Source organism: Clostridium acidisoli DSM 12555 (assembly GCF_900176305.1).
GTDB lineage: Bacteria > Bacillota > Clostridia > Clostridiales > Clostridiaceae > Clostridium_I > Clostridium_I acidisoli.
In genome coordinates, this window is the sequence record NZ_FWXH01000043.1 from 1 (window position 1) to 11,262 (window position 11,262).

General features: G+C 29.4%; 10 protein-coding genes, 1 tRNA gene and 1 rRNA gene. 5 read left to right on the forward strand and 7 right to left on the reverse strand.

Translation table 11 applies throughout. From position 1 onward, the window contains the following. Positions 1-535: 535 nt before the first annotated feature. Positions 536-2,899, reverse strand: coding sequence for a glycoside hydrolase family 31 protein (locus B8978_RS18870; RefSeq protein WP_084117833.1), 2,364 nt, complete (start codon positions 2,897-2,899; stop codon positions 536-538). Positions 2,900-3,073: 174 nt separating this feature from the next. Here B8978_RS18870 and B8978_RS18875 point away from each other — a divergent pair, with 174 nt between their 5' ends. The 3 genes from B8978_RS18875 (at position 3,074) to B8978_RS18885 (ending at position 5,602) form a co-directional block, all read left to right on the forward strand. Beyond that, the gene (locus B8978_RS18875) at positions 3,074-3,667 is read left to right on the forward strand and encodes a P-loop nucleotide/nucleoside kinase family protein (RefSeq protein WP_084117834.1); all 594 of its coding nucleotides are present in this window, start codon (positions 3,074-3,076) and stop codon (positions 3,665-3,667) included. Beyond that, positions 3,668-4,531, forward strand: coding sequence for an AraC family transcriptional regulator (locus B8978_RS18880; protein WP_084117835.1), 864 nt, complete (start codon positions 3,668-3,670; stop codon positions 4,529-4,531). Between the two features lie 84 nt (positions 4,532-4,615). Next, positions 4,616-5,602, forward strand: a complete 987-nt coding sequence (locus B8978_RS18885) for an SIR2 family protein (protein WP_084117836.1) — start codon at positions 4,616-4,618, stop codon at positions 5,600-5,602. Here the strand turns inward: B8978_RS18885 and B8978_RS18890 are convergent. The 4 genes from B8978_RS18890 to B8978_RS18905 all read right to left on the reverse strand — a co-directional run bounded on the left by B8978_RS18890 (position 5,588) and on the right by B8978_RS18905 (position 9,906). Beyond that, positions 5,588-6,250 (reverse strand): NUDIX hydrolase, encoded by a 663-nt coding sequence (locus tag B8978_RS18890; protein WP_084117837.1) that lies wholly within the window; start codon positions 6,248-6,250, stop codon positions 5,588-5,590. The genes B8978_RS18885 and B8978_RS18890 overlap by 15 nt on opposite strands. Positions 6,251-6,358: 108 nt before the next feature. Beyond that, positions 6,359-7,654 carry a TldD/PmbA family protein gene (locus B8978_RS18895; RefSeq protein WP_084117838.1) on the reverse strand — a complete coding sequence of 432 codons (1,296 nt, stop codon included), beginning with the start codon at positions 7,652-7,654 and terminating at the stop codon, positions 6,359-6,361. Continuing rightward, complete coding sequence (locus B8978_RS18900; RefSeq protein WP_084117839.1) at positions 7,654-9,081, reverse strand: TldD/PmbA family protein; 1,428 nt, start codon at positions 9,079-9,081, stop codon at positions 7,654-7,656. The genes B8978_RS18895 and B8978_RS18900 overlap by 1 nt, the downstream gene beginning before the upstream one ends. Before the next feature lie 99 nt (positions 9,082-9,180). Beyond that, the gene (locus tag B8978_RS18905) at positions 9,181-9,906 is read right to left on the reverse strand and encodes an HAD-IB family hydrolase (RefSeq protein ID WP_084117840.1); all 726 of its coding nucleotides are present in this window, start codon (positions 9,904-9,906) and stop codon (positions 9,181-9,183) included. A 184-nt stretch (positions 9,907-10,090) separates the two neighbouring features. On the opposite strand from B8978_RS18905, the gene B8978_RS19985 reads away from it, so the two are divergent. Both B8978_RS19985 and B8978_RS18910 read left to right on the forward strand, forming a co-directional pair. Beyond that, the gene (locus tag B8978_RS19985) at positions 10,091-10,261 is read left to right on the forward strand and encodes a hypothetical protein (protein WP_176212757.1); all 171 of its coding nucleotides are present in this window, start codon (positions 10,091-10,093) and stop codon (positions 10,259-10,261) included. Positions 10,262-10,356: 95 nt separating this feature from the next. Continuing rightward, positions 10,357-10,815: a peroxiredoxin gene (locus B8978_RS18910; protein WP_084117841.1), complete on the forward strand. Its 459-nt coding sequence runs from the start codon at positions 10,357-10,359 to the stop codon at positions 10,813-10,815. 59 nt (positions 10,816-10,874) lie between these two features. Here the strand turns inward: B8978_RS18910 and B8978_RS18915 are convergent. After that, a tRNA-Phe gene (locus B8978_RS18915) sits at positions 10,875-10,950 on the reverse strand. Between the two features lie 9 nt (positions 10,951-10,959). After that, positions 10,960-11,076: ribosomal RNA gene (rrf, locus tag B8978_RS18920) — 5S ribosomal RNA — on the reverse strand. Positions 11,077-11,262 lie beyond the last annotated feature (186 nt).

The following is an 11,262-nucleotide window of genomic DNA, read 5'->3' on the forward strand; positions in this document are numbered from 1 at the left end:
CTCAATTAAAAGTTTGATTAAGCTCATTTCGCTTAATTTATTATCTAATGTTATTTCTAACATCAAAAGAATTTGCTGGTTTACTTAATTCTTATACTCTGTTTAATTTTCAAAGATCACTGCGCTGTCATCTGACAGCTTATATAGTATATCACGGTTTCAAACTCTTTGTCAACATGTTTTTTTATGTTGATTTGCAGCTTGTCACTTGCGACGTGTTTTATAATATCATAAATATATATACTCTTTTGTCCTTTAATCTCTATCTATTTAAATTATACCACAAATGCTCCATATTTTTCGTGAATTCGGTTGTTTATGATTGTTGATACACTAGGTAAGGTATACATAATACTATTCCCTATTCTAATCTAAATTAGTGAACTAACGCCACTTATGCAAGATGTTCTCTGGTCTTTAGTTCCACTAACACTCATGTGGGGCAAAACAAAATCCCCCATGAGTGTTGGTTTCACTTTATTTAAATATTTTCTTTTCATTACTTCTATATCTTATTACCGCTACTATATTACTTCTAAATCAATGTTATTTTTATTTCTCCATCTACAGCATTTATTTTGAATTCGATGTTATTATCATTTTCTACAAAATCAACATTATCATTATTAAATGTAACCAATTTAACTTTTGATGAATTAAATATAATCTTTAAATATTTATAACTACTATCATAACCTATATGAATTTTTTCAAACTTTATACTTATATCCTCTTTTACTCTTTGTGTTATCCTGTACAAGTTGTATTTTCCATTTTTATAATTGTAACTCTCACCATCATCTTCATAATGTTCATAATCCCCATTACCTTCATATATATCTAAAGTAAGTTCGTCGATTACCTTCTCCCCAACATACCTTTGATCTGGATAATTCGGAATTATTGATCCTTCTTTTACGTACATTGGACAAACATCAATTGGTGCATTTTTTATTATAATCTGTTGACCATTGATTTTCTCTTTAGTCCAATAATCAAACCACTTACCTTGTGGTAGATATAAAGCTCTATATGTTTTCCCCTGTTCTACAACTGGTGCAACCAAGATATTTTTTCCAAATAAAAATTCATCATTTATATTATATACATTTTTATCATTTGAATAATGTATTACTAGAGCTCTCATAGGTGGCAATCCATTACATTCACTTTCATGCATTAAATCATAAAGGTATGGCAATAACTTATATCTTAATTTAATGTATTTTCTATTAATGTTTAATGTTTCTTCATCGAACGCCCATGGCTCCTGATCTCTTGAATGTATTGCTGAATGATTTCTAAATAAAGGGCTAAAACATCCTACCTGAACCCACCTTGATAATAATTCCGATGTACAATCAAATGAAAAACCACCTACATCACAACCACAAAAAGCCATTCCACTCATACCCAAGTTTAACAACATCGGTATGGAAAGTCTTAAATGTTCCCAAAAACTTTGATTATCCCCAGTCCAAACTGTTGTATACTTTTGACTCCCTGCATAACAAGCTCTTGTAATTACAAATGGACGCTTCCTAGTATATTTTTTTATTCCTTTAAAGGTTGCCTTAGACATAAGATGTCCATATAAATTATGAAATTCCCTATGATCTGACTCTATACCTTCATCATTAAATACCACATCATTTGGCAACGGCCCTTTAAAACTTGCTGGCTCATTCATGTCATTCCATATTCCTGAGACTCCTTCTTCTATCATTATTCTTTGATTTTCAGACCACCAATCCCTAACATTTTTATCAGCAAAATCTGGGTATACAGAATCACCAGGCCATACTTCATTTACATATGGAATTCCATCTTTATCTTTAACATAATAATTATTTTTTAAACCCTTGTCGTACACAAAATATCCCTTATCCTTTTTTACCCCTGGATCTATAATCGTAACAACTTTAATTCCCATACCTTTCAAGTCATCCATTATGTTTTTAAAACCTGGAAATTTATTATTATCAAACGTAAATACCCTATACCCATCCATGTAATCTATATCCAGATGAATCACATCTATTGGTATATCATATTTTCTAAAGTTTTCAGCAATCCCAATAACCCTATCTTTTGTGTCATATGACCACCTTGATTGTTGATACCCTAGTGTCCACATCTGTGGAAGCGGCGTTTTTCCTGTTAAATCTGTATATCTACTTATAATTTGTTCCATTTTATCTCCATAAATAAAGTAATAATTAAGATTCCCATCTTCTGCAGCAAAATAGTAATATTCATTATTTTCTTTACCCATATCAAAATATGATTTATAAGTATTATCGAAAAATATTCCAAAAACAGACTTGTCCCTTAATGTTATAAAGAAAGGTATGCTTTTATATAAAGATTTATGACTTTCAACATGTGGAGCTGGTTCATCTGTATTCCACATCTCGTAATCATATCCCCTTTTATTTAAGTTGCCAGTTTTATCACCTAATCCATAAAATTTTTCATCTCCCATAAGTTTTTTTATAACTTGAACCTTATTTTCCTTTATGTTCTCTAAAACCTTATGTCCTTCTTCCTCCAACTTACCTCCATTGCCTCTTCTTACAAATGGTTTCCTTTCGCCTCTATAATCCTCACATAAGATATTGCCAATTTCATCATAAAAATCAACAATAAAGTTTTCATATACATTAATCTTTAATTTATCTGTTGTTATTTGAATATGTGTACCTGTAGTCTCTACATTTATTTTACACTCTTCACCCTTTAGGCTTTCAATGGCTTTTGATTTATATTCATTGGTCTTTAACGGTGAAAAAACGTTTACCACCCAAGGATTAATAATTTCTATTATTCCTGTACCCTGCTCAAATAAAAATATAACCTTATTTTTTTCCTGCTTTACTTCTAAAATTTTTCCAAACATAAGTTATCCCCCTTGTTTTTTATTCCCTTATAGATATTATAATTAATATGAGTGTGTTTTTCATCAATATTATTTGGATGTTTATAAACCTTTTTTAGAAATCACCATAAATATTCTTTTATTCTATGCTATACTTTTTATGTACTAAATTTGTTCACAAAGGACGGCGATAAAATGAAAAAACATTTGATTATTGTAGGCTCTCCACCAGCATGTGGTAAAACATTTGTTTCTATGGAGCTGGCAAAAGAACTAAATAATCCAGTATATTTAGATAAAGACACAATAATACCTCTGTCTAAAATGGTATTTAAAGCTGGCAATGAACCATATAATAGAGATTCCAAATTCTTTGAGACATATGTAAGGGATGCTGAATATGATGCTATAATGGGAATTGCCTTTGAAAGTATAGTTTTTAATGATAATGTAATTGTTAATGCTCCTTTTTCTAAAGAACTTAGAAATAAAGAGTATATCTCTAACTTAGAAACCAAACTTATTGAGTTTAATGCTGATCTTATTCCTATTTGGGTTCACTGTGATATTGAGGTTTGCCGACAAAGAATGATAGAAAGAAACTCAGATAGGGATACTTGGAAATTAGCTCACTTCGATGAATATATAAAAAAGCAGAATTTTTCTGTTCCAGAACTAGATAATATCCATGTAATTAATAATTCTAATACTGAGAGTTTTGAGGTAGATCTTAAGAAAGTTATAGAGGTTTTATATCTGCTGTCTATAAAACCCTTCAGGAGATATTAAATGGACATTAATTATGAAATACTTGATTCAAATAATAAACTATTGTTAAATATGATGAATTATCACCTAAATTCATCATATAAAGGAAATATGCATAGCCATCATTATTTAGAAATGTCATATATAAAAGATGGATCTGGTACTTATATAATAGATAACAAAACCTATGATGTAAGTAAAGGAGACATTTTTATTTTTAGTAATACAGAAAGTCATGTCTTAATTGTCAATTCAAATTCTAATATAATAAACCAAGTTATACATTTTGAGCCAAGATTTATATGGTCTCAAACGGATGATTCTTTTGATTCTAGATATCTAAGCGTTTTTTTTAAAAGAAATAGAGAATTTAAAAATCGTTGGGATTATAATATGACCACAACTATAAAAATGCGTGAATTATTTATAGAAATTGAAGAAGAATTTAAAAATAAAAGTCATGGTTATGAATTAATGGTTAAGGTTAAACTTTTAAACATTTTAGTTCTTATGTGCAGACATTATGATTATCTATGGGAGGATTCTTCCAATATAAAAGATATGAGACAAGGTATAACTTGTATTAACAATGTATTAGACTACATAGATTTTAATCTTGGTTCCAAAATAACCTTAAAAGATCTAGCTAAAACAGCCCATATGAATGTTTCATATTTCTCAACATTTTTTAAAAAATATAACGGAATAACTCCATCAACTTATATAACAAGCAAAAGAATTGAAAAAGCAGTTGATTATTTAAAATTCAGCGATAAAAGTGTAACAGACATAGCTATAATTTGTGGTTTTAATAATATGACAAGTTTTTATAACGCATTTAAAAAATTCGATGGTATGTCTCCTTCATTTTATAGAAAAAGTTAATAACCTATCTATACATAATCCTCTTTATAATTGGGAACTATTTTCATAAGAACATAAAACCTTAACTTTATTGGAGATGCTAAGATGTCAAAAAATAAAACAGTGTATATCCTGGGTGCTGGCTTTAACCAATGTGTAAATACTGATTCCGGCATTAAGCCACCTCTTTCAACAAACTTTTTCAATGTAATTCTAAAAAATAATAACTATGATAATGATAAAACCAAATGCGTATATGAATATATTTTTAAATATTGGAAGAAATCAAAAAGAGAGTTATCCTATATGGATTTTAGCATAGAAGATTGCTTCACATTAATTCAACTTCAACTTTTAGAGAGCAAAACTTATGGTGATTATGAAACTGTTTCTAAACTTTTGGATATAAACTCAACGCTTAAATTTATGTTTATAGAAACCCTTTCTCAGTTTCTTTCGTTTAGTTCTTCATCAAAGTTAATGCTAAACTTTAGTAACTTAATTTATAAAAACCAATCAAATGTAATAACTTTAAATTATGATTGTAATTTAGAAAATGCTATTAAAACTTCAAGTAACAATTCTTTTGATTTTTCACTTTGTTATGGCTCTAGTTTTGATAACTTTATGAATAAACCATTATATAGTTGGAACATTTTAAAACTTCATGGTTCATTAAATTGGTTCAAATACGTATATGATAATGACAAAACTAAAGTCATTCTTCATTGTGATACTGATGATGATGAACAGTATAAAAACGGTAGTAGATTAATTGAACCTTTGATAATTCCACCTGTATTATATAAAGATTATGGTCAGGAATTCATATCTGATTTATGGATTAAGGCTAAAAACATATTATCAAGCTGCAATACCTTAGTTATTATAGGATATTCATTGCCTTCTACAGATTTCGGAATAAAAAAGTTATTATTAGAAGCTTTTACTGTGAATAAATTAGAAAAACTTATAATTGTAAATCCAAATACAACAGTTATAAATACACTTAAAGAATTAACTCACTTTGATAAACCTGTAGTTGTATGCAATAGTTTAAGTGAATTTCTTGAAAACTTAAGATTTTTTTAATCTATTTATAAAGTCAATAATAAATCTTGCTGTGAGTCCCCATATAACTTCATTATTATACTTGTATAAATATATGGCATATTTTGAATTTCCCCATGGCTTTGAATAAACCTTTGGTAAATTAAACTGATCAACTGGAAGTAAATTTATTTCATTACCATTTTTATCAATTACAGATGGATGTGCTTTTATTTGGACATAATGTTTTGCTGGACTGTTTTTCTCAAAAAAAGAAACAGGTACTGAAAAAATATACTCCACCTCTGACATGTTAAATTTTATATCCTCTAAGCTTCTTATGTCCATAATACCAGCGTAACCATCTACCATTACTCCTACTGGTGAAAATACAGAGTTTAATCTTCCTATAATTTGTATTTTTTCTTTTCTTATATTAAATTCCTCATACGTTTCCCTTAATGCTGTTTCTAAGGAATTCTTATCACTCTTATCTATTCTTCCTCCTGGAAAACATACTTCTCCACCCTGTCTTATATTCTTATTTCTCTTTTGAAATATAAAATGATACTCTCCTTCCATAAAAACCAATGGGATTAAAATTGAGGAATTCAAAAAATCTTCTCGCCCATTTATATCTGCAATCATAGAAAACTGTTTTTTTAATTCATTTATTTTTTTATTGTCCATTTACCTTCACCCCATCAACTAATTCATACTATAAATAAACAGGTGATCTAAAATAATTTTAGACCACCTTCTATTTATCTGTTTACTGACACTTGTAAGACTTTCACTTTATTTTCCTGCTATAGTTAACTGAAACATTTCTATTGCTTTTGGTCCAGAAAAACCATCTCCACTTTGTAATTCTTTTGATAGGTAAAAATCACCATGGATATTAGCTATATTTCCATTTAACGATCCACCTGTTATTTTAGTAGTAGTTTTACCATCAAAATACCAGCCTAGTCTAATCTCTCCACCAAAATCCCCAGTTATTGAATCCATTTGAAAATCTGAAAAAGTTGCAAGTTCTACATATGGCTCTTTTTTCATATCTTCTAAGCTTTTGCTTCCAGGCTCTATTACAAAATTTTTAATATCTCCTGTAGCTTTTGTTTTTAAATAATAGCTATATCTTAAGTCACCATGATAACTTTTCAATTCTCCATCTTCAATTATAGAAACTTTCTGTAGTGGTACTCCATCATCATCTATTGGAGCTGAATAAACAGAATTTTCGAGTTCTGGATCTAGCGATAAATTAATAAGATCCCCTTTTACATTTTTTCCTTGAATCAAATCTCCTAATTGGAGTGTTGATATTTTATTATACACATTAGCTGCTCTAGATTTATCCACATAGTAACTTAATACTTCTTTTACTGCTTCCCCACTTAATATGACATTATATTTTCCTGAAGGTAATGTATCCTTAGCATTTGCTCTTTCTTTAGCTAAAAATATCATTTCTTTAACAGTATCTGAAATAAATTTAGCATCGTAGTTAGAAAAAGTAAGCATTTTATAAAGTTCAATTTCTTCAGTTTCTTTCCATGTTGTAATAAATTCAATCATTCCATCATAACTTTCATAACTTAAATCTGTTCCATTGGAACCAATTATTCGTTTGTAGTTTTTATTTAGAAAAATTTCTGCCGAATTTATTCCACCCTTTACTTCATTATCATTTTTATATAATGCTGCTATTAATTTTGTCATCCATTCAGAAAGTTCACCTTCTGAAAAATTACTCTTAACATTATTAATTTTTATATCTTCAGCTTTTGATATTTCATAATATTCATTTTTAACAAAACCCGCTGCAAATATACCATCCTCTATACTTTTATTTATTTCTACTTCATTCATAGTAGGATGAACATCAAAACTAGAGCTTCCCTTGTATTTAATACCATCTTCTTCAAAATTTTTATATACAGTAACCTTAAAATGATGTACCTCTTTGCTTCTAGTCATATCTATATCTTTTTTTACAAGAAACAGTTCCTCAGAATTGGTTTTTGTCTCTACAATTTTATATTCATCAGCTTTACTATTTTCTAATATTTTTTTTATTTTATTTATCATTATCCCATCCTCACTTTCGCTTTGATATAAGGTCCTCCACTAGACACTTTAACCCATTCCTTATATCCTTTTCCGCAAGCTCCAGTGCCTTCTATTTCAACATTTCCCGAAACCATAGATATTGACTTTAAAAGATCTGGAACATATCCAGTTAAAACAACTGGTGAAACTATATTTCCTGTTAATTTCCCATCTATAATTTCTTTTCCATAACTTATCATACATTGTATGCCCCAATTTTTAGGATCTTCCATACCGCTGGAAGGGCATTCTAATAAATACCCTTTCTTAATAGAACTTATCATATCTTCAACTGTATCATTTCCAGCCGTAAAGAAAGTATTTGTCATTCTTGTGTAAGCCTTGCGCTCAAAAGAAGTTCTCTTTCCATTGCCTGTTGGCTTCGTTCCAAGCCTTAAAGCAGATAATGTATCCGATATGCCTCTCTTTAATATACCATTTTCTATTATTGTTGTATCTTTACCTATTACGCCTTCATCATCAAATAAATATGACGACACGTTTTTTGCTGAAGTAGCTCCATCGTGCATGTTTACAAGAGATGATGCAACTGGTTTATCAATATACTGTGGAGCTTTTGCTCTATTCTTTACGAACATGTCCATTTCTACTCCATGCCCAAAAGCTTCATGAGCAATTATTCCAGACACATCCGGTGAACAAACAACTTCATATTCTCCTGGTGTAACTGCTTTTGCACTCAAAAGTTTTATTGCCATTTCAGCTGTTTCCTCAACTTTACTGTCCATTTCATCTAGCATTTCAGCCCCTTTAAGTCCTGAAAATCCAGAATAATTTACCTTAGTATTATCATCCTTTCTAGCCATTGCAAAAACATAACCTTCACTCCAAACATATGATTGATATAAATCCTTATCATTTGAAATAAATATTTTTGATACGTGTACCTCTTGCATGCTAACACTGGCATCAAATATTAACTCAGAAACATTTAGAGTTTTATTCTTAACTTTAGTTAGTTTTTCTATTATATCCTTATCGCTAAAATCTTCAGGTAAAATCTTAACTTCACCTAAAAAACTCGATTGAATTTTTTCTTCTTTGATAATTGGATATTTTGTGATTTTTACATCCAATCCTAAATTTTTTATTTGTTTATCTACCCTTTTCTTTATGTTCTCAGCTATTTCCTTCACTTTACTGTCATCAATTTCATTAAATGAGTATTCAGAATACCCTATTCCATTATAAACTTTTGCTACAAATCCTCTTTCATTCCACATTGAGTCATTAATAGCAGCCCCTTTTCTTTGAACAGAATATCTTTTTCCGTGTGTATCAGAGCCTAAAACAGAAACATATTTAAATTCTTTAGACAGTTCTGTTATTAGCTTCTTAACTGTTGATCTTCTTTCTAAAAGAAAATCCGACATTTTAACCTTCATCAAATTCCCCACCTTTTCTGTTTAAATAAAAACTGTAATTATATTATATTCGATAAAGAATACTTTTTAAATTAATAGTACTTATTATTTATCGACTTCTTAAAATTTTATGCAATTTACATCTAAATTATATGTCATATCTTTTCGCTCAACCACTATCTTAATTCTATTCTTTATTTCCTCATCATTAATAACCTTATTTATAAGTTCTCTAGTTGGGTTCACACATATAGGATATCTTACGGATTTAAACATAGATAAATCACCTGCTGTATCCCCATATGCATATGACTCATTTAAATCTATATCATATATATTAACTAATTCGTTTATAGCCTTGCTTTTGCTAACACTATCCCACATTGGAACAACTTCCCCAGTGTATATATCCTTTTTATCTAAAAGATATTCTGCACCTCTATAATCGTCAAACCCATGTTTCGTAGACATCTCCCTTACAAGTTCCATTGGGCTTCCTGATATGGTTATTACTTTATGCCCCCTCTCCTTATGCCATTTAATTCTATCTCTTGTATAAGTATATACCCTATCTCCTTTTTGTGAAACCACTTGCCTTGCTATAAATTCCACCTGTGACTTATGAAGACCTTTTATAGCATCTACATATATATCTGCCATCTTCAATAAATAATCATCATAATTTCCAACCCTTTTATCCCATTTTTGATATTTAGGTTTTACTTCATCAAACCACTTTTTCTGTTCAATTATTTCATACTTTATTAATTTCTTGAAAACTTCTGTTATAAGCCCCTCCCTATATAACGTTCCATCAATGTCGAAAAATGCTGCTATAGTTTTCATTAAAATCACCAACTTCAATATTTATTAGAATATAATATACCCTATAATTATATATTACCACTATATTTTTATAAATCTAATAAAATCACTATTTAATTATCCATTTAATTATAATTTTTTACATATATTTTTTTAATTTGGGTAAATTATTATAGGATATTATATTAAATGTGGAGGACTTGTAATGGATAATAACAAAAGTTTAAATAAGACAGAACCTAAATCAAATCCAGAATTAAGAAGTGTTTTCTATAAAAATGGTGGCAATATTGGAATAGAAAATGGCGAAAAAAATGGATCACATGAAAATGGAAAAAAGTATACTAAACGCTCTAAATTATCACATAATGATTAAATCCATTATATATCAAGTTTTTATAGAAGACTTGATATATAATAACTATTATTTTATAATATTAATTAAATAATAGTTATAGGTGGGTGATTTATATGATTTTAAAAGAAGGTGTACAAGCTCCTGATTTTTCTTTAGAAGGTTCCGACGGAAAAGAGCATAAATTAAGCGATTATATAGGGAAAAAAATTGTATTATATTTTTACCCTAAAGACAACACTCCTGGCTGCACCAAAGAAGCCTCATGTTTTATTGAAAATATTTCTACCTTCAATGATTTAAATGCAATAATATTAGGAATAAGCAGAGATAGTTTATCATCTCATGATAAGTTTATAAAAAAACTCAACATTCCTTATGTGCTTTTATCAGATGAAGATGAAGTTGTTTGTAATTTATATGAGGTCTTAAAAGAAAAAAATATGTATGGGAAAAAAAGAATTGGTATTGAAAGAAGTACCTTTGTAATTAATGAAAAAGGCATTATAACTAAAATTTACAGAAAGGTTAAAGTAGATGGTCATGTAGACGACGTCATTAAAGACATTTCATGAACTACCAACAATATTATTTTCTTATAAAATAAAAAAACCAAGCTATTGCTTGGTTTTTTTGGTGGCCAATCCAGGAATCGAACCAGGGACACGAGGATTTTCAGTCCTCTGCTCTACCGACTGAGCTAACTGGCCAAAATAAAGACCCAGCGACGACCTACTCTTCCACAGGGCTGCCCCTGCAGTACCATCGGCGCTTTAGAGCTTAACCTTCGTGTTCGGAATGGGAACGGGTGTTGCCTCTAAGCCATTATCACTGGATTAAGCAGATGTTCCAAATCTTCCATTTGGTACAGTCGCTTATGCAAATCGCATAGCGATTTACTTTCATTTTAAAAGAGTTTGTACTCTCAAAATTGCATAGTGAAAACAATTAAGTATTAATTGGTCAAGCCCTCGACCTATTAGTATCAGTCAGCTAAATACATTACTGCACTTACACCTCTG

Excerpts from the sequence above, each read along its gene's own strand:
- B8978_RS18895 (WP_084117838.1), bottom strand. The coding sequence starts at position 7,654 with ATGATAAATAAAATAAAAAAAATATTAGAAAATAGTAAAGCTGATGAA.
- B8978_RS18880 (WP_084117835.1), top strand. The coding sequence starts at position 3,668 with ATGGACATTAATTATGAAATACTTGATTCAAATAATAAACTATTGTTA.
- B8978_RS18870 (WP_084117833.1), bottom strand. The coding sequence starts at position 2,899 with ATGTTTGGAAAAATTTTAGAAGTAAAGCAGGAAAAAAATAAGGTTATA.
- B8978_RS18905 (WP_084117840.1), bottom strand. The coding sequence starts at position 9,906 with ATGAAAACTATAGCAGCATTTTTCGACATTGATGGAACGTTATATAGG.
- B8978_RS18875 (WP_084117834.1), top strand. The coding sequence starts at position 3,074 with ATGAAAAAACATTTGATTATTGTAGGCTCTCCACCAGCATGTGGTAAA.
- B8978_RS18910 (WP_084117841.1), top strand. The coding sequence starts at position 10,357 with ATGATTTTAAAAGAAGGTGTACAAGCTCCTGATTTTTCTTTAGAAGGT.
- B8978_RS18890 (WP_084117837.1), bottom strand. The coding sequence starts at position 6,250 with ATGGACAATAAAAAAATAAATGAATTAAAAAAACAGTTTTCTATGATT.
- B8978_RS19985 (WP_176212757.1), top strand. The coding sequence starts at position 10,091 with ATGGATAATAACAAAAGTTTAAATAAGACAGAACCTAAATCAAATCCA.
- B8978_RS18900 (WP_084117839.1), bottom strand. The coding sequence starts at position 9,081 with ATGAAGGTTAAAATGTCGGATTTTCTTTTAGAAAGAAGATCAACAGTT.
- B8978_RS18885 (WP_084117836.1), top strand. The coding sequence starts at position 4,616 with ATGTCAAAAAATAAAACAGTGTATATCCTGGGTGCTGGCTTTAACCAA.